Source organism: Rhodococcus sp. PML026 (genome assembly GCF_000963615.1).
Lineage (GTDB): Bacteria > Actinomycetota > Actinomycetes > Mycobacteriales > Mycobacteriaceae > Rhodococcoides > Rhodococcoides fascians.
The window spans coordinates 401,593-419,083 of the sequence record NZ_KQ031371.1 but is presented as its reverse complement, the minus strand read 5'-3'; the positions used below and the strand labels follow the sequence as shown (position 1 = coordinate 419,083).

Sequence of the window (17,491 nt, the reverse complement as noted above, 5' to 3'; positions counted from 1 at the left end):
GTGACGCCGTAGCTCTCAGATTGCCGAGTTCGTCATCGAATTGGCGGCCATCTCCATGTAGTCGACGAGTTGCGTTCGGTGCGCAGAATCCAGGACCGCCGGGTCGATCGAGGCGATCGCGATGTGCATGCATCGAAGCCAGGCGTCACGTTCGAGCGGCCCGATCCGAAACGGGTTGTGCCGCATCCGCAATCGTGGATGACCACGTTCGTCGGAGTACGTACGAGGCCCGCCCCAGTACTGCTCGAGGAACATTCGCATCCGCCGTTCGGCCGGAGCCAGGTCCTCCTCGGGATACAGGGGCCGCACGATCTCGTCCTTGGCCACTTCCTCGTAGAACTTCGCCGTGAGCAACCGGAACGTCTCCGCACCGCCGACCGCGTCGTAGAACGTCTGCTGCGGTTCGGTCATCAAACTCTCTCTGTTCGTTCCTCGTCGGCGTCGGTCACGCTCATTGTCCCTCAGCTGCTGCTCTCGACTGCAACCCCACCCGGACGGCCCAGCGCATACGGGGCTTTGATACCGGCATCGTCGAACGACTGCAGGATGTCGCGGTGGAGGCGACGCTGCACTGCCCATTGGCGGCCGGGTCGGGTCTTGATCGTGATCCGGATGGTCACGGTATCGGCGCTGACGGCATTGACGCCGAGCATCTCCGGGGGTTCGAGGATGTCACTGTCGAAGTCGCCGGAGTCCACGACCTCGTTGGTGGTTCTCTCGGCCACCGCGCAGGCCTCGTCGATGTTGGCCGTGTGGGAGACGGGGAGGTCGAGGACAGCTACCGCGAACCCTTGGCTCATGTTGCCCACCCGCAGAACTTCACCGTTTCGGCAGTACCACACGGTGCCGTTGACATCTCTGATCGTGGTGACGCGCAATCCCACGCTTTCGACCGTGCCGATCGCCTCACCGAGATCGACGACGTCGCCGACCCCGTACTGATCCTCGAGAAGCATGAAGATTCCGGACAGGAAGTCGCGGACGAGGTTCTGCGCACCGAAACCGAGGGCGACACCGACGATCCCCGCCGACGCGATGAACGGGGCGACGTTCACACCCACGACGTCGAGCACCGACAGCACGAACCAGGTCAGGATCATGACCGACACCGCAGATCGGAGTACCGAACCGATCGTGTTGGCCCGCTGTCTGCGCCGTTCGTTGAGTATCTCGCCCTTCACCGTTCCCGAGGACCGGTCGCGTAACGGCCGGAGAAGTGCAGGTGATCGGCCGGCGTCGTGTCGAGTGAAGCGGTCGATCATTCGGTGCAACACGAGCCTGAGCACGATCGCCAGAACCAGATAGCCGAGGATCTGCAACGGACGGTCGACCAGCCAGTCGCGTCCGGTGTCGGTCAGTTCGAATGCTCGGGTGTCGAGCTCTCGCAGCAGCGAAGGTTCGGGTAACGGCGATACGGACAGAAGGGTTGATACAGCCACCCGAAAAGTCTACGGAGACACAGAAATCTTGCCAGTCGCGCAGCGCATAGCGGTATCGATCCTCGAACTCGCTGATCGGAAACCGGAATGTTCACCGATCGGCAACAGAAAATGCGCAGAAAAAGGCTGTGCGCGGGCGGTGTATTCGTGTTCCACTGTGAACCGTGTTCCACGCAAGCCATGCGCGGGCGCCGACACTCCCTGGAGTAATGCATGAAGAACTCTCAACACCGCCACCGACAACTCCCGCCCACTGAGGGCCGCACCACGCACGACCAGCGTGAGACGGCCTCGGGGGCTTCTCCGCTGCGCGTGGTGCCGACGGCCCACAACGCCACGGGCGACGACGCCGTGCCGGCGTGGGTCAAGCGCCGTGTGCTGCTGCTCAACGCAACTTTCGAACCACTGACCGCGCTTCCGATGCGCCGGGCGGTGGTTCTTCTCGTTTGCGGCAAGGCCGACGTGATCCACGACGATCCGGAGGGGCCGTTCATCCGGTCGGCCGATTACTCCGTCCAGGTGCCGTCGGTGATTCGGTTGCGGACGTTCGTCCGAGTTCCCTATCGAGCGCGGGTGCCGATGACGCGCGCGGCACTGATGCATCGCGACAGATTCCGCTGCGCCTATTGCGGCAGCAAGGCCGAGACCGTCGATCACGTCGTGCCTCGCAGCCGCGGCGGCGGCCACTCGTGGGAGAACTGCGTGGCGTGCTGCGCCTCCTGCAATCACCGCAAGGCGGACAAGCTGCTCAGTGAGATCGGGTGGACGTTGCGAGCCCAGCTCGTGCCACCGAAGGGCCCGCATTGGCGTCTGCTGGCGACCACCAAGGAGTTGGACCCGAGCTGGTTGGCTTACCTCGGCGAAGGTGCTGCCTGACTGTCGGCCGTTGGCTCTTTTCGGTCACAACACCAGCCCCGACGTGGTCCGACGGGCAATTGTCGACTAACGTCACACCCCGTGAGCATTTTGGAGACCACGCTGATATTCGGGGTGATTCCGGTTGCGGTGATCGGAATCGTCGGCGCGCTGTCCTACTTGACCGACAAGCAGCCGGGGATGGACGTCGCTCCGTACCGGCTGACGGACGAGTGGACGCGCGAGCCATTGCTGTGGAGCGCTACGGACGAGGTGACTCCGTTCGGAGGCCACGGATCGCACGACGCGGACACAGCCGATTCGATCGGAGGTGCTGCAAGTGGCAAGTGGTGAACTGGTACGTGGCGGTGACATCCGAGAAGAGGACCTGCCGTTCGGGGCTGCGCTGACGGCGAGTGGTCGCGTATCGGTGGCACACGAGTTCGGCACGCCGAGCCCGGAGCACCTGCCTTTCGCGACGCAGGATCTGGTCGCGCTCGACGACGCACTGAGCGAGGCGACCCGGAAGACGAAGATTCGGTTCAACATCTACGTCGGTGACCTGGGAGTCGATCCGGCTGCGGGAGCGGATTCGGTCTTCCCCGGCACCCCCGATGCGATTCGTTCGGTTCTGATCGCTGTCGACCCCAACCGGCACGCGCTCGAGATCCGCACCGGAAAGCGGGTCTCGAACCGTGCTACCGATCGGGTTGCTCAGCTCGGCGTCACCGCTGCGCTCGGCCCGTTCCGCGACGGCAACCTCATCGACGGTCTCGTGACCTCGGTCCGCGTGATGGCGGCATCCATCCTCGCGCCGTAGCTCGTCGCGCTCCATCCCCGTAGTTCTCGGCCGGCGGTCCCGGCGACGACGAGGGCCGGCTGCATCTCACCTTCGCGGGTGAGACGCAACCGGCCCTCGTCGTATGTGTACCTGCGATCAGCCGGCGTCGTATGCCCGGGCCGCGAGTGCCCGAACGACTCCGGCGCGGCCTTCGATCACCAGTCGGCGCAGAGCGGGTGGAAGATCGCCATCGAGGAACCTGTCGGCTGCGGCCAACGACTGCTCGCTGATCGACCACGAGGGGTAGAGGCCCACCACGACGGTCTGTGCGACTTCACTCGATCGACGAGCCCACACGCCGTCGATCGCCTCGAAGTAGCGGTCGACGTACGGCTCGAGCAGTTCGCCCTGGCCGGGGCCCGCGAAACCACCGATGATCGACCGCGCCGTGATGTTCGGAACCGCGTCGTCGTCGACGACGGTCGTCCATGCCCGCTCCTTCACCTCGGCACTGGGACGCGCAGCTCGTGCAGCGGCAGCCGACCGCGCTCCGGCGGCGGTGTTGTCCTTCTCGGCTTCGGCGTCGATGACCGGCGAATCGAGCCCGTCGGCATCGATGGCTCCGGCCGCCGCAAGGGCGGTGACGATGCGCCACCGCAGATCCGTATCGATGTCGAGTCCGGCCAAGGACTGCCCCTGGGCGTCACCGTCCAGGAGAGCGCGCAATACCTCGACATGGCGCTCGCTGAGTTCGGTACCGGTGAGGGCGTTGACGAACGCCAACTGGTGATCCGAGCCCGACTCGGCACCGCGGGCCAGCTCGAGCACTGCGTCGGCGAACTCCGGGACTCCGTGTTCTGCCGCCCACGCCGGATCGGCGTAGCTGGTGACAGCCGTCTGCGCCTGGAGCAGAAGGCGTTGCACCACACCCACTTCGGTCTCGCTACCGATTCCGCGCTGGACCAGAGCCACGAAGTCGCGTGCCTTCATCTCGGCGGACCGAGTCATTTCCCATGCGGCCGACCAGGCGAGAGTGCGGGGGAGCGACTCGGCGATGTCGCCGATCCGATCGACGAGAACACCGAGCGAATCCGGATCGAGCCGCACTGCGCAATACGTCAGGTCGTCGTCGTTGACCAGCACGAGCTTGCCGCGCGATACACCTACGAGCGCTTCGACATTCGTCGATTCGGCAGCATCGAGGTCCAGCTCGACGCGGTCGGTACGCACCAACTTGCCGTCGACGTCGTCGTAGATGCCGATTGCGATGCGGTGTACGCGATGCTCGCCCGCGCCCGGTGCTGCGCCGGTCTGCGACACTGCGAACCGGGTGAACCTGCCCTCCGAGTCGACGTCGAAATCGGGGCTCAGAGTATTCAGGCCGGTGGTCCGCAGCCACTGCGCACCCCAATCGGAGAGATCGCGACCCGATGACTTCTCCAGTGCCGCAAGCAGATCCGAGAACGTTGCGTTGGCGAAGGCGTGATCGACGAAGTAGGCCCGCAACCCGGCCAGGAAGTCTTCCTTACCGACGTACGCAACCAGCTGCTTGAGCACGCTGGCACCCTTGGCGTACGTGATGCCGTCGAAGTTGACCTCCACGGCGGCCAGATCGGGGATGTCCGCGGCGATGGGGTGCGTCGAGGGCAGCTGGTCCTGTCGGTATGCCCAGGCCTTCTCGACGTTGGCGAACGTCGTCCACGCGTTGGTGTACTCGGTCGCCTCGGACTGGCACAACACGGAGGCGAACGTCGCGAACGACTCGTTGAGCCACAGGTCGTCCCACCACGTCATCGTCACCAGATCGCCGAACCACATGTGCGCCATCTCGTGCAGCACGGTCTCGGCGCGTCGCTCGTAGGAGTACCGCGTCACCTTGGACCGGAAGACGTAATCCTCGAGGAACGTGACGGCCCCGGCGTTCTCCATGGCTCCGGCGTTGAATTCGGGCACGAACAGCTGGTCGTACTTGCCGAACGCATACGGGGTGCCGAAGTTCTCGTGGTAGAAACCGAAACCCTGCTTCGTCTCGGTGAACAGTCGCTCGGCATCCATGTGTTCGGCAAGCGATGCGCGGCAGTAGATTCCGAGAGGGATGGTGCCGTGATCGTCGGTGTACGAATCGGTCCACTCGGCGTAGGGACCGGCGATCAGAGCAACCAGGTATGTGCTCATCAGCGGCGTCGTGTCGAACACGTGCTCACCTGCGGCCGGCTCGGCACCGTGCGCTGCGTTGGAGATGACGGTCCAGCTCTCGGGAGCGGTGACCTTCAGGTCGAACGTGGCCTTGAGATCGGGTTGATCGAAGCACGCGAACATGCGCTTGGCGTCCGCAGTCTCGAACTGCGAGTACAGGTACACCGAACCGTCCGACGGATCGACGAAACGGTGCAGGCCTTCGCCGGTGTGCGAGTAGACGCAGTCGGCATCGACCACGAGTTCGTTGTGTTCGGCGAGATCGACCAGAGCCAGCCCCGTCGACTCGTCGTAGTTCGTCGTGTCGAGCGCTGTGCCGTTGAGCGTCGCCGACCGGATGGTGCCTGCGACGATGTCCACGAAAGTCGACGCTCCGGCGGTCGCGGCGAACGTGATGGTGGTGAGCGAGCGGAACGTCTTCTCGCCGGGATTGCCCTCGCCGTCGGTGAGATCGAGAACGATCGCGTACTTCGTTTCCCCGATGATCGCCGAGCGCTCGGAGGCTTGGTCACGCGTCAGGTTGGGAGCAACCACTTCAGTCGACACCTCTTCGTGTAGTTATGGGTAGTGCCGTCCATCCCATCACGTCCGCCGTGTCGCGCGCTGGCTGACGGGTCGCGTGGAATGTCCGCGCGGTGGCCGGGTGTTACGACATGAAGAGACAGCGACATCGACTTTCGAGGAGCAGACAGTGGCCGGTTCAGGACAGAAAGACACCGCTGATTTTTGGTTCGACCCGCTGTGCCCATGGTGCTGGATCACCTCACGTTGGATTCTCGAGGTCCAGCAGGTGCGCGACATCGACGTCAACTTCCACGTCATGAGCTTGGCCGTCCTTAACGAGGGCCGCGACCTGCCCGAGGAGTACGCCGCGATGATGAAGAAGGCGTGGGGTCCGGTGCGGGTGGCGATCGCCGCGGCGAAGAGCAACGGCGACGAGATCCTCGCGCCGCTGTACGCGGCCATGGGCACGCGAATTCACAACGAGGGCAACAAGGATTTCGACGTCGTCATCCGAGAGTCCTTGGCCGAACTCGACTTGCCCGCCGATCTCGCCTCGGCAGCCGAGAGCACCGATTACGACGAGGACCTACGCACCAGCCACCACGCAGGAATGGACAAGGTCGGCCCCGATGTGGGCACTCCCACCATTCACGTCAACGGCGTGGCGTTCTTCGGCCCTGTGCTCTCGCGGATTCCACGCGGTGAAGAGGCAGGCAAGTTGTGGGACGCGTCGGTGATCTTCGCGGCGTACCCGCACTTCTTCGAGCTCAAGCGCACCCGCAACGAGGACCCGCAGTTCGACTGATCGCGAGACCCTCGTGCGTGGAAACTCGTAGCAGGATCCGAACTTTCACGCACGAGGGGCTAGTTCGCGCACGGGGGTCAGGCGACGATTCGATCCGAGCCGCTGTCGGTGCCGAACGTCAGATGCTCGCCGAAATGGAAGCGCCTGGCCGACCACGCCGCTGCGGCGGCATCGAGGATGTCGTCGACGAGCGGCCCGTTCGGCAGGTCGTCCAGATCGAGATCCCCGGTCCATCGTGTCAGTGCGGCCAACCGTTGCCCGACGCCGCGGCCGGTCTTCTTCGATGCGTAGACCGTGGTCGGTGACATCGCCCTGAACGAGCATTCGGGATGCACTTCGACGTACCGTTCCGGATCGAAGTCCGAATCTCGCCACGCCCGGACCGCGGGCAAGATGTGCCACGTTTGTTTACTGATCGCCTTGCCGGTCTTCGACCGCGAGATCGAGCACGCCTGTTCGTACGACACCGCGCCCAGAACGTCCGCGACCGGGGTGTGAAAGATCGAACTGCGCGCCGTCCCCAGGAACCTCTTCGCCTCCAGTTCGCTGACGCGATAACCGTCCACGGGTAGCGACAGCGGCATGTCGACGCCCACTCGCGCGCAGTCTCGGGTGTGCTCCAACACGTCGGAGACGGAGGAGCAGGCCGTCCACGTCACTCTCGTGCCGTCGAACAATGCGACCACCCACGCACCCTTCGCGCCGTCGACACCGGCGAATTTCTCGGCTCGTGACATCACCTGTCAGACTCTAGGCATGCGCGTATACCTGGGTGCCGACCACGCCGGCCTCGAGTTCAAGAATCAGATCATCGAACACCTGACGGCAACCGGGCACGAGCCCGTCGACTGCGGTGCGTTCGACTACGACCCGGTCGACGACTACCCGGCCTTCTGCATCGACGCAGCACGTCGCGTCGTCGCCGATCCGGGCAGTCGCGGCCTCGTGCTCGGCGGATCCGGAAACGGCGAGCAGATCGCCGCGAACAAGGTGCCGGGCGCACGCTGTGCCCTCGCGTGGAGCGTCGAGACGGCAAAGTTGGCTCGCGAACACAACGATGCGCAGCTCATCGGCATCGGCGGCCGCATGCACACGTTGCCCGAAGCACTTGCCATCGTCGACGCGTTCCTCGGCACCCCGTTCTCGGGCGAGGAGCGCCACCAGCGTCGCATCGACATCCTGTCCGAGTACGAGCGCAGCGGCGAAGCACCCGAGGTTCCGGGAAAGCCCGAGTAAGTGCCCGAAGGGCATACCCTGCACCGACTCGCTCGGTTGCATCAACGTCGGTTCGGCGGGGCACCGGTGGAGGCGAGCAGTCCCCAGGGACGGTTCGTTTCCGGTGCCGCGCTGATCGACGGCCTCGTCCTCGAGAAGGCCGAGGCGTGGGGCAAGCATCTGCTGCACCGCTACGAATCCGACCTGATCGTGCACATTCACCTCGGCCTGTACGGAAAGTTCACCGAACACGCTGTGCCACTGGATGATCCGGTCGGTGCGGTGCGTCTGCGCATCGTGGGGGAGAAGTACGGTGCCGACCTGCGCGGCCCCACGGCCTGCGAGATCTACACCGAGCAGCAGGTCGACGCCCTCCTGGCGCGTCTGGGGCCGGACCCGCTCCGCAAGGACGCCGACCCGGATGCGGCCTGGGCACGAATATCCAAGTCACGCACGGCCATCGGCACGTTGCTGATGGATCAGAAGGTGCTCGCCGGCGTCGGCAACGTCTACCGCGCCGAGATCCTCTTCCGGCACGAGATCAACCCGATGCGGCCCGGAAAGGACCTCGATCGAGCCGAGTGGGACGCCATCTGGCTGGATCTCGTGGACCTCATGGCCATCGGTGTTCGGCGCGGTCGCATCATCACCATCCGGCCCGAGGACGATCACGGTGACACCTACGGTGCCCGCCGACCGCGTTCGTACGTCTACCGCAGGGAAGGCCTCCCGTGCCGCGTGTGCGGAGCCGAGATCCTGCACTCGACGATGCAGGCGCGAAACCTGTTCTGGTGCCCCGTCTGTCAGGCGACGTAGGGCCGGCGAGCTAGAACCCGCCGAAATCCCCTCCGCCTCCGCCGCCGTCGAAAAAGCCACCGCCGTCTCCGCTGTCGAAGAAGCCGCCGCCGTCACCGCCGTCGTTACCTGCTCCGGCGTCGCCACCGTCGTAATTGTCACCAGCACCCCCGTCGGAACCGTCCGCACCCAGGTCGCCACCCGCTGCAGTCTCGTCCGGAACCCCGGCCATGCCGGAGAACATCGCCGAGAACAGGAACATCGAGCCCATTCCCCATGCGCCGGCGACCAAGGCCGGACGCCACCACGGTTCGGAGTACCAGCCTGCGGGGACGGGTCGGCCCGCCACTCGTCCGCCGGGGTAGTAGTTCGGGGTCCGGTCCGACGGGTCCGGTGAGGCCGCGATCTCTCGTCCCTCGAAGTCGACCTTGCGTTCCTCGGTGACACGGCCTGCCTGCTGTTGGCCGTCGATGCCCTGCACCTCGGGGCCCGGGTCCATGCCCATCGCCAGGCGCGCTGCGCGAATGTAATAGAGCCCTTCCAACGCGGTCTGCTTGGCCAGCCTCGCCTGCTCGACGGTTGTCGCCTGGTCGATCTGCGAGCCTGCTGCGATATTGCGCTCGGATGCGTCGGCGAGGGCCTGCTTGGATGCGGTGTCGGAGCCCACGAGGTTGTAGACCTGGCCGCCGAGCCGTTCGATCGACTGGCGGGCGTCGGCCTTCGCATCGGCCAGTGCGGTGGCCGCGGCTGCGGCGGAGTTCTTCTTGCTGCGAAGCACCAGCAGTGCCACTACGGCCACGACGATGACGATCAGGACGATTTCCACTTCTGAGCCTTCCATCGGCGATACATGTCCAGTTCGTCCGATTCACTCGAACACTGTCGACGATACGCGGACACGAAAAAGCCCCGCACTCGTGAAGTGCGGGGCTTTCGATGGAGCCGATGACGAGAATCGAACTCGCGTAGCCTGTTTGGAAGACAGGGGCTCTACCATTGAGCTACATCGGCGTGCAAACAACAGTCGTGGGATCGCCAGTTCCGTCGCCTGCGTTTCAAGACTGTACCCAAAGCGGTTGCCGGATTCCAAACCGGCCCGTCGAGCCCGGTCTCACGGAACGTCATGGGTGGGGCGCCCATGAGGGGCTACTATCGGTTGCTGTTCAATGGTGTCCGTACGACGGGGTGTGGCGCAGCTTGGTAGCGCATCCGCTTTGGGAGCGGAGGGTCGCAGGTTCAATTCCTGTCACCCCGACAAATGAGAGCCGCGGGCACGGCTCACCGTGCTCGTGGCCAGCGGAAGACAGCAAGCCAGAACTGCCAGCAAGCAAGAATCACCACAAAGGAGCATGTCCCGTGAAGAGCACCGTCGAGCAGCTGAGCCCGACGCGAGTCCGTATCAACGTTGAGGTGCCCTTCGAGGAGCTCAAGCCTGATTTCGACCGCGCGTACAAGGCTTTGGCTCAGCAGATCCGCCTCCCCGGATTCCGTCCCGGCAAGGCTCCGGCCAAGTTGCTCGAGGCGCGAGTCGGCCGTGGTGCAGTACTCGAGCAGGTCGTCAACGACGCTCTTCCCTCTCGCTACTCCGAGGCCGTGACCAACGAGAAGGTCAAGGTCATCGGCCAGCCCGAGATCGAGATCACCAAGATCGAAGACGGCACCGAGCTCACGTTCACCGCCGAGGTCGACGTGCGTCCCGAGATCGAGCTGCCGGATTACTCGACCATCAGCGTCGTCGTCGATCCGCTCGAGATCAAGGACGAAGCCGTCGACGAGCAGCTGCAGTCGCTCCGTCAGCGTTTCGGAACCCTCACCGGTGTCGATCGCCCGGTTCAGTCCGGCGACTTCGTGTCCATCGATCTCTCGGCCACGGTCGACGGCGAGAACGTCGAAGAGGCCACCGCCAGCGGGCTGTCCCACGAGGTCGGTTCCGGCCAGCTCATCGAGGGCCTCGACGACGCGATCATCGGCGTCTCGGCCGACGAGTCGAAGGAGTTCACCTCCACGCTCGTGGCCGGTGAGTACGCCGGCAAGGAAGCCGTCGTCACGGTCAAGGTCGTGTCCGTCAAGGAGCGCGAGCTGCCCGAGGCCGACGACGAGTTCGCCCAGCTCGCCAGCGAGTTCGACACGTTCGACGAGCTGATGGCCGATCTGAAGACGCGCGTCGAGCGAGTCGCGAAGGTCGAGCAGGCCGGTCAGATTCGCGACAAGGTGCTCGAGACGCTGCTCGAGACGCTCGAGATTCCGGCTCCCGAGGCCGTTGTCAAGGCCGAGGTCGATTCCCAGGTGCACGAGGCCATCCACGGCCTCGATCACAACGAGGAAGCGCTCGCCGAGTTGCTCGAGTCGCAGGGTTCGAGCCGCGAGGAGTTCGACAAGGACGTCAAGGAGGGTGCCGAGAAGTCGGTGCGCACCCAGCTCCTGCTCGACGCCATCGCCGAGGCCGAGAACACTCAGGTCGGCCAGGACGAGCTGACCGAGCGGATCATCTTCCAGGCCCAGCGCTACGGCATGCCGCCCGAGCAGTTCATCCAGCAGGTGCAGCAGGCCAACCAGCTCGGTGCCGTGTTCGCCGATGTCAAGCGCGGTAAGGCGCTTGCCTCGGTCGTCGAGCGCGTCACCGTGACCGACACCAACGGTGCCAGCGTCGACACCGCCGAGCTGTTCGGCAGCCCCGCCGATGCTCCCGACGAGGTCGAAGCAGCTGATTCTTCCGAGGGCGAACAAGAGAAGTAACGCTCACAGCGAACGACGGCGGTTCCGGGACTCCGGAGCCGCCGTCTTTCGTTAGTGTCTGTGTCAGGAACCAACGATTTGTTATGGAAAAGGCAGGTACCGTGACTGTTCAGAATCCGGCGGCTTCGCACGAGCAGAGTCCCGTCATGACTTCGGCCGCAGCAGGGCTGAATCTCAGCGACTCCGTGTACGAGCGTCTGCTTCAAAACCGCATCATTTTCCTCGGTACCCAGGTCGACGACGACATCGCCAACAAGTTGTGCGCGCAGATCCTGCTCCTGTCGGCCGAGGACCCCACCCGCGACATCTCGCTGTACATCAACTCGCCCGGTGGCTCGGTCACCGCAGGTATGGCGATCTTCGACACCATGGAATTCGCCGAGTGCGATATCGCCACCTACGGGATGGGCCTGGCTGCCTCGATGGGCCAGTTCCTGCTCTCGGCCGGCGCGAAGGGCAAGCGGTACGCCCTGCCGCACGCGCGCATCATGATGCATCAGCCTTCGGCCGGTATCGGCGGCAGCGCTTCGGACATCGCGATCATGGCCGAGCAGTTCGCGCACACCAAGCGTGAGATGGCCGAGCTCATCGCTCAGCACACCGGCCAGACCGTCGAGCAGATCACCGAGGATTCCGACCGTGACCGGTGGTTCACGGCACAGGCGGCCAAGGAATACGGGTTCGTGGATCACGTCGTCAGCCGCGCGCGGCAGGCCGGCGGAGTCGGCGAGTAATTCGGCCGCTACCGGCGACCCTCGATCACTCACATCTTGGAGAAACGATGACAAACCTGTTCGATCCCAACCAGTTGCCGTCCTCGCGGTACATCCTTCCGTCCTTCGTCGAGCACTCGAGCTACGGCGTCAAGGAGTCGAACCCGTACAACAAGCTGTTCGAGGAGCGCATCATCTTCCTCGGCGTCCAGGTCGACGATGCGTCTGCCAACGACGTCATGGCACAGCTGCTGGTGCTCGAGGGCCTCGACCCCGACCGTGACATCACGATGTACATCAACTCGCCCGGTGGCTCGTTCACCTCGTTGATGGCCATCTACGACACGATGCAGTACGTCCGCGCCGACGTGGCGACAGTGTGCCTCGGCCAGGCGGCTTCGGCTGCCGCGGTACTGCTCGCAGCCGGCACCCCCGGCAAGCGCGCGGCTCTGCCGAACGCACGAGTGCTGATCCACCAGCCCTCGAGCGGCGGAATCCAGGGCCAGGTCTCGGACCTCGAGATCCAGGCCGCCGAGATCGAACGTATGCGTCGACTCATGGAGACCACCCTCGGCCGCCACACCGGCAAGGATCCCGACGTGATCCGCAAGGACACCGATCGCGACAAGATTCTCACCGCCGAGCAGGCCAAGGACTACGGCATCATCGACACCGTGTTCGAGTACCGCAAGCTCTCGGCTCAGAAGTAGCACGCAAGTACCACCGGTCGGATCGCCTCGCGGTCCGGCAGACGATCGGACGCCGGGCACGAGTGGACAACTCGGCCCGGCTGTCTCGATTCACGCCCCGAATGCCGTGATTGGTGAAAACGGGCGGCGAATCACCGGAAACAACCCGCCCATGTTCGGCGAACACGGGTAGCGTCGCATCCAAGAACTCGGTCGGAGCATCTCGAACTCGGCATGCCATCGATCGAGAAGTAGCCCGTCCTTCCGCGTATGCGGTCGGCCGGGTCGTACGCGGACAAGGAAGTAGGAACCTCCGAATGGCACGCATCGGTGACGGTGGCGATCTGCTGAAGTGCTCGTTCTGCGGCAAGAGCCAAAAGCAGGTCAAGAAGCTCATTGCAGGACCAGGGGTGTACATCTGCGACGAGTGCATCGACCTGTGCAACGAGATCATCGAGGAGGAGTTGGCCGAATCGAGCGAAGTCAAGCTCGACGACCTGCCCAAGCCTTCCGAGATCAAGGACTTTCTCGAGAACTACGTGATCGGCCAGGACGCTGCGAAGCGCACGTTGGCCGTCGCTGTCTACAACCACTACAAGCGCATTCAGGCCGGCGACAAGGCGCGCGATGTGCGCGGCGAATCCGTCGAGCTGGCCAAATCGAACATCTTGATGCTCGGTCCCACCGGGTGCGGCAAGACGTATCTGGCCCAGACCCTCGCCAAGATGCTCAACGTGCCGTTCGCGATCGCCGACGCCACCGCACTGACCGAAGCCGGGTATGTGGGTGAGGATGTCGAGAACATCTTGCTCAAGCTCATCCAGGCCGCGGACTACGACGTCAAGCGGGCCGAGACCGGCATCATCTACATCGACGAGGTCGACAAGATCGCTCGCAAGAGCGAGAACCCGTCGATCACGCGCGATGTCTCGGGTGAAGGCGTACAGCAGGCACTGCTGAAGATCCTGGAAGGTACCCAGGCCAGCGTCCCGCCGCAGGGCGGACGTAAGCATCCGCATCAGGAGTTCATCCAGATCGACACCACCAACGTGCTCTTCATCGTCGCCGGTGCTTTCGCCGGTCTCGAGAAGATCGTGTCCGACCGCGTCGGTAAGCGCGGTCTCGGCTTCGGAGCCGAGGTGCGTTCCAAGGCCGAGATCGACACGCAGGATCACTTCGCCGAGGTGATGCCCGAGGATCTGATCAAGTTCGGTTTGATCCCCGAGTTCATCGGTCGTCTCCCGATGATCGCGTCGGTGACCAACCTGGACAAGGAATCACTGGTCACCATCCTGTCCGAACCGAAGAACGCGTTGGTCAAGCAGTACCGTCGACTCTTCGACATGGACGGCGTCGAGCTCGAGTTCACGTCCGAGGCACTCGAGGCAATTGCCGATCAGGCGATCCTGCGTGGCACCGGTGCTCGTGGGTTGCGCGCGATCATGGAAGAAGTGCTGCTTCCGGTGATGTACGACATCCCGAGCCGGGACGACGTGGAGAAGGTCGTGGTCACGGCAGAGACGGTCAACGACAACGTCCTGCCGACCATCGTTCCGCGCAAGCCCGAACGCCCGGAGCGTCGCGACAAGTCGGCCTGACCAGCTCCGGCACGACACAGAACGAGCCCCGATCATCGAACGCGATGATCGGGGCTGGTTCTGTGTTGTGGAGGTTCTCGATCGAGGTTGTCAGCCGAGGACCGAGATGTGCGGGTGCAGGTCCGGGTCGACCGCAGCACACCGCTGCGCCACCAACGGGTCGTGGCCCGGCACGACATGCTCGGGGCTGTCGGCGAGTTCCTTGATCCGGTCGAACGCGCCGAACATGTCCGGCAGGCAGTGCAGAATCGCGAAGGGACTGTCGGATTCGATGTTCTCGTAGAAGTGACTCGCATCCGACGCCAGCACCAGGGTCCCGCGCTCGGTGTGCACGCTGACTACCTGCATGCCCGCGGTATGTCCGCCCACCGCATGCACCGAGAGTCCCGGTGCCAGTTCGCGGTCGCCGTCGACGATGTCGAGACGCGGACTTCCCGTGACGTGGTCGATGTCGGACCGCGAGTGCAACCAGCGTTCCTGCCCGACGCGGGTCGCCCACGGACCGTTCCAGTAGTCGAGCTCTTTCTGCTGGACGACGTAGCGGGCCGACGGCAGATCTGCGACGACTCCGGTGTGGTCGTAGTGCAGATGGGTCAGCACACATACGTCGATGTCACCGGGGGAGATTCCCAGCTCTCCGATGAGGTCCACGGGGGAGCCGACGTAGTCCAGTCCCTTCATCCGTGACGCCGTCGCCGGTGCGAGACCGGCGTCGACGAGGACGGTCTCGGTGTCCGACAGCGCGAGCCACACGTAGTACGCGGTGGGGTGCGGCTCGTGACCGCGCTCGTCCGTATAGTGGAAGTGCGTGCTGCGCAGGGATGTTCGGCTCGCATAGCGCACGGCGTACACACGCCATTCACCGCTACGGTCCGGTCGCAGTCCGTCGATCATCGCGGGTCAGTTCGACGTCGTACGAGCGACCGACTCGCGCCGAGTCGTTCGGGTGGATCGTCCGAGCTCGTCGGTGGGCGTGCGATAGGTCTCCTTGGACGTGGACACGATCGCAACGTTGACGGCGCAGAACACGGCGGTGACGATGGCGACCGGCAACCACGCACCGATCTCGGCCCCGGCGATGGCACCGGCAATGGTGGGCGCGAATCCTGCTATGGCGAAACCGATCTGGGTACCCAGCGCAGTTCCGGTCAGACGTACCCGAGCCGGGAACATCTCGCCGTAGAACGAGGGCCAGACACCGCCCGTCGCGCTGTGGACGAAACCGAACATGACGATGCCGAAGACGAAGATGAGCGCGTAGTTTCCGACCGAGATGGACCAGAGGTATCCGAACATGAGGATTGCGCAACCGATCGATCCGAACAGGAACACCGGCTTGCGACCGACGCGATCGGACAGCGACCCGAAGAACGGGAGTGCGAACAGCGCGACGACGTTGGCGAGTACGCCGACCCACAGCATCGGAGTTCGTTCCAGGCCGACAGTGTTGACTGCGTACGACAGCGCATAGACGGTGAAAATCGTACTGACCGAGGCGATCACGGCGGCAAACATGACTCGAAGAACGGCGGGCCAGTGCTCGGACAGCAGTTCGGTCAGCGGGAGACGCTGCGGCTCGGCGGACGCCACCTCTTCCTCGAAGACTGGGGTCTCGTCGAGCGAGCGCCGGATCAGGAATGCGGCGACAACGACGAAGGCGCTGAGGAAGAACGGGATTCGCCAGCCCCAGCTGAGCAACTGGTCCTCGGGGAGCATGGCGACCGGGAGAAAGACTGCCGTGGCAAGGATCTGACCGCCCTGGGTGCCGCTGAGGGTGAAGCTGGTGAAGAACGCCCGTCGGTGGTCGGGTGCGTGCTCGAGGGTCATGGAGTTGGCACCCGCCTGCTCACCGCCCGCAGAGAAGCCCTGGGCCAGGCGCAGCAGGACCAGGATTATCGGGGCCGCGAGGCCGATGGATTCGTACGAGGGAAGGACGCCGACTCCGAGAGTGGCGACACCCATCAGCAGGACGGTGGCAACCATGACCTTCTTGCGGCCGTAACGGTCACCGATGTGACCGAGCACCAATGCGCCCAGTGGGCGGGCCAGGTATCCGACCCCGAAAGTCGCCAGGGCCAACAACGTTCCGGTGGCGGGGTTGGAACCGGGATAGAACACGCGGCCGAAGACCAGCGCAGCGGCGGTGCCGTAGATGAAGAAGTCGTAGTACTCGAGGGCGCTGCCCACCCAGGCCGCGGTTGCGGCTTTACGCGGGTTGGCTCCGGGGCGCAGGGGCGGGTGACCGGACGTGAGGGGATCCATCGGTGTCGTCTCTTTTCGTGTGACGGGAAGCCGGGCGCACAGTTCGACATACACGACCCGATCGGCCGCTAATGTACGAAATAGTTAACTCCGGGCGCTCTTAGATATTGAACGTGATCCATGCCACGTGTCAACCCCCGATGCGATGCGGGTCGCTCGATCTCGGTGTCAGGCGTCGGTGGAGGTGAGGAACGCGATGATCATGTCGCCGAGCATGGCCCGCAGTCGTGTGCGGTGCGCCGGGTCGGTGAGGTCGCGCCCGAACAGTGCCTCGAACGTGTATCGGTTGGACAGCCGGAACACGCAGAAGCTGCTGATCGCCATATGGATGTCCAACGCGTCGACATCGGTTCGAAAGAGCCCGTCGGCCTGCCCGCGCGCAAGAATGTCGGCCAACAGCTCGGCGGCCGGATTGCCGAGATTGCTCAGCGCCTCGGAAGTGCCGATATGTTCGCCGCGCAGAATGTTCTCGGTCGATACCAGCCGGATGAAGTCCGGGTTCTGCTCGTGATGGTCGAACGTGACCGATGCGATGGCGCGGATCGCCTCGACCGGACCGAGTCCTTCGACGTCCACGGCTCGTTCGCGCTCGCGGATGCGGAGGTAGGACCGCTCCAGAACGGCCTTGTACAGGCCTTCCTTGTCGGTGAAGTAGTAGTACAGCATCCGCTTGGTCGTGTGTGTTCGCTCGGCGATCTCGTCGATGCGTGCGCCGGCGAAGCCCTTGTCCGCAAACTCCTCCGTGGCTACCTCGAGGATGTTGTGTCGGGTCAGATCGCTGTTGCGCCGACGTTTGACGGCCGGTCCGCTGTCGTCGGAGGTGTCGGTTGTACGCGGAGCCATGGGTCGACTCTATCGCCGGGAATTGCGGAGAAAGGGTGTGTGCGTGCCGTCACCGTAGTA

General features: G+C 64.3%; 18 protein-coding genes and 2 tRNA genes. 11 read left to right on the top strand and 9 right to left on the bottom strand.

What is annotated here, in order from left to right; genetic code table 11:
* Positions 1-15 precede the first annotated feature (15 nt).
* Positions 16-411, bottom strand: coding sequence for a globin (locus tag VF34_RS09545; protein ID WP_045841280.1), 396 nt, complete (start codon positions 409-411; stop codon positions 16-18).
* 50 nt (positions 412-461) lie between these two features.
* The gene (locus tag VF34_RS09540; protein WP_045841372.1) at positions 462-1,421 is read right to left on the bottom strand and encodes a mechanosensitive ion channel family protein; all 960 of its coding nucleotides are present in this window, start codon (positions 1,419-1,421) and stop codon (positions 462-464) included.
* A gap of 231 nt (positions 1,422-1,652) precedes the next feature.
* Here VF34_RS09540 and VF34_RS09535 point away from each other — a divergent pair, with 231 nt between their 5' ends.
* The 3 genes from VF34_RS09535 to VF34_RS09525 all read left to right on the top strand — a co-directional run bounded on the left by VF34_RS09535 (position 1,653) and on the right by VF34_RS09525 (position 3,114).
* Complete coding sequence (locus tag VF34_RS09535) at positions 1,653-2,315, top strand: HNH endonuclease (protein WP_174557300.1); 663 nt, start codon at positions 1,653-1,655, stop codon at positions 2,313-2,315.
* Between the two features lie 81 nt (positions 2,316-2,396).
* The gene (gene ctaJ / locus VF34_RS09530) at positions 2,397-2,648 is read left to right on the top strand and encodes an aa3-type cytochrome oxidase subunit CtaJ (protein ID WP_027497587.1); all 252 of its coding nucleotides are present in this window, start codon (positions 2,397-2,399) and stop codon (positions 2,646-2,648) included.
* Positions 2,635-3,114 carry a DUF5130 family protein gene (locus tag VF34_RS09525; protein WP_032368213.1) on the top strand — a complete coding sequence of 160 codons (480 nt, stop codon included), beginning with the start codon at positions 2,635-2,637 and terminating at the stop codon, positions 3,112-3,114. Before ctaJ ends, VF34_RS09525 begins: the two co-directional genes overlap by 14 nt.
* Positions 3,115-3,231: 117 nt before the next feature.
* On the opposite strand, the gene pepN is transcribed toward VF34_RS09525, so the two are convergent.
* Positions 3,232-5,805: an aminopeptidase N gene (gene pepN / locus VF34_RS09520; RefSeq protein ID WP_045841279.1), complete on the bottom strand. Its 2,574-nt coding sequence runs from the start codon at positions 5,803-5,805 to the stop codon at positions 3,232-3,234.
* A gap of 157 nt (positions 5,806-5,962) precedes the next feature.
* On the opposite strand from pepN, the gene VF34_RS09515 reads away from it, so the two are divergent.
* On the top strand, positions 5,963-6,580 hold the full coding sequence (locus VF34_RS09515) for a mycothiol-dependent nitroreductase Rv2466c family protein (RefSeq protein WP_032370209.1): 618 nt from the start codon (positions 5,963-5,965) through the stop codon (positions 6,578-6,580).
* Positions 6,581-6,657: 77 nt separating this feature from the next.
* On the opposite strand, the gene VF34_RS09510 is transcribed toward VF34_RS09515, so the two are convergent.
* Entirely contained in the window at positions 6,658-7,317 is a 660-nt protein-coding gene (locus VF34_RS09510) for a DUF429 domain-containing protein (RefSeq protein WP_045841370.1), read from the bottom strand.
* Positions 7,318-7,336: 19 nt separating this feature from the next.
* Here VF34_RS09510 and VF34_RS09505 point away from each other — a divergent pair, with 19 nt between their 5' ends.
* Complete coding sequence (locus VF34_RS09505) at positions 7,337-7,816, top strand: ribose-5-phosphate isomerase (protein ID WP_032374451.1); 480 nt, start codon at positions 7,337-7,339, stop codon at positions 7,814-7,816.
* On the top strand, positions 7,817-8,611 hold the full coding sequence (locus tag VF34_RS09500; protein ID WP_032368209.1) for an Fpg/Nei family DNA glycosylase: 795 nt from the start codon (positions 7,817-7,819) through the stop codon (positions 8,609-8,611).
* Between the two features lie 10 nt (positions 8,612-8,621).
* On the opposite strand, the gene VF34_RS09495 is transcribed toward VF34_RS09500, so the two are convergent.
* Together VF34_RS09495 and VF34_RS09490 are read right to left on the bottom strand one after the other, a co-directional pair.
* Entirely contained in the window at positions 8,622-9,416 is a 795-nt protein-coding gene (locus tag VF34_RS09495; protein WP_032368466.1) for a hypothetical protein, read from the bottom strand.
* A 111-nt stretch (positions 9,417-9,527) separates the two neighbouring features.
* Positions 9,528-9,601: transfer RNA gene (locus VF34_RS09490), tRNA-Gly, on the bottom strand.
* A gap of 170 nt (positions 9,602-9,771) precedes the next feature.
* On the opposite strand from VF34_RS09490, the gene VF34_RS09485 reads away from it, so the two are divergent.
* The 5 genes from VF34_RS09485 (at position 9,772) to clpX (ending at position 14,326) form a co-directional block, all read left to right on the top strand.
* Positions 9,772-9,845 (top strand) — tRNA-Pro (locus VF34_RS09485).
* Between the two features lie 101 nt (positions 9,846-9,946).
* A complete protein-coding gene (tig, locus tag VF34_RS09480; protein ID WP_045841278.1) occupies positions 9,947-11,326 on the top strand; it encodes a trigger factor in 1,380 nt (459 codons plus the stop codon).
* An 83-nt stretch (positions 11,327-11,409) separates the two neighbouring features.
* Positions 11,410-12,060: an ATP-dependent Clp protease proteolytic subunit gene (locus VF34_RS09475; RefSeq protein WP_072692168.1), complete on the top strand. Its 651-nt coding sequence runs from the start codon at positions 11,410-11,412 to the stop codon at positions 12,058-12,060.
* Between the two features lie 47 nt (positions 12,061-12,107).
* Complete coding sequence (locus VF34_RS09470) at positions 12,108-12,749, top strand: ATP-dependent Clp protease proteolytic subunit (protein ID WP_008715342.1); 642 nt, start codon at positions 12,108-12,110, stop codon at positions 12,747-12,749.
* Between the two features lie 296 nt (positions 12,750-13,045).
* A complete protein-coding gene (clpX, locus tag VF34_RS09465) occupies positions 13,046-14,326 on the top strand; it encodes an ATP-dependent Clp protease ATP-binding subunit ClpX (protein ID WP_027497577.1) in 1,281 nt (426 codons plus the stop codon).
* A 90-nt stretch (positions 14,327-14,416) separates the two neighbouring features.
* Here the strand turns inward: clpX and VF34_RS09460 are convergent, their stop codons facing one another.
* The 3 genes from VF34_RS09460 to VF34_RS09450 form a co-directional block, all read right to left on the bottom strand.
* Entirely contained in the window at positions 14,417-15,220 is an 804-nt protein-coding gene (locus tag VF34_RS09460) for an N-acyl homoserine lactonase family protein (RefSeq protein WP_045841277.1), read from the bottom strand.
* 6 nt (positions 15,221-15,226) lie between these two features.
* On the bottom strand, positions 15,227-16,588 hold the full coding sequence (locus tag VF34_RS09455) for an MFS transporter (RefSeq protein ID WP_045841276.1): 1,362 nt from the start codon (positions 16,586-16,588) through the stop codon (positions 15,227-15,229).
* A 168-nt stretch (positions 16,589-16,756) separates the two neighbouring features.
* Positions 16,757-17,431 carry a TetR/AcrR family transcriptional regulator gene (locus tag VF34_RS09450; protein ID WP_027497575.1) on the bottom strand — a complete coding sequence of 225 codons (675 nt, stop codon included), beginning with the start codon at positions 17,429-17,431 and terminating at the stop codon, positions 16,757-16,759.
* Positions 17,432-17,491: the final 60 nt, after the last annotated feature.

Coding starts and splice junctions, on each gene's coding strand:
- VF34_RS09505 (WP_032374451.1), top strand. CDS start 7,337: ATGCGCGTATACCTGGGTGCCGACCACGCCGGCCTCGAGTTCAAGAAT.
- VF34_RS09535 (WP_174557300.1), top strand. CDS start 1,653: ATGAAGAACTCTCAACACCGCCACCGACAACTCCCGCCCACTGAGGGC.
- VF34_RS09450 (WP_027497575.1), bottom strand. CDS start 17,431: ATGGCTCCGCGTACAACCGACACCTCCGACGACAGCGGACCGGCCGTC.
- VF34_RS09510 (WP_045841370.1), bottom strand. CDS start 7,317: ATGTCACGAGCCGAGAAATTCGCCGGTGTCGACGGCGCGAAGGGTGCG.
- VF34_RS09470 (WP_008715342.1), top strand. CDS start 12,108: ATGACAAACCTGTTCGATCCCAACCAGTTGCCGTCCTCGCGGTACATC.
- clpX (WP_027497577.1), top strand. CDS start 13,046: ATGGCACGCATCGGTGACGGTGGCGATCTGCTGAAGTGCTCGTTCTGC.
- VF34_RS09460 (WP_045841277.1), bottom strand. CDS start 15,220: ATGATCGACGGACTGCGACCGGACCGTAGCGGTGAATGGCGTGTGTAC.
- VF34_RS09455 (WP_045841276.1), bottom strand. CDS start 16,588: ATGGATCCCCTCACGTCCGGTCACCCGCCCCTGCGCCCCGGAGCCAAC.
- VF34_RS09545 (WP_045841280.1), bottom strand. CDS start 411: ATGACCGAACCGCAGCAGACGTTCTACGACGCGGTCGGCGGTGCGGAG.
- VF34_RS09475 (WP_072692168.1), top strand. CDS start 11,410: ATGGAAAAGGCAGGTACCGTGACTGTTCAGAATCCGGCGGCTTCGCAC.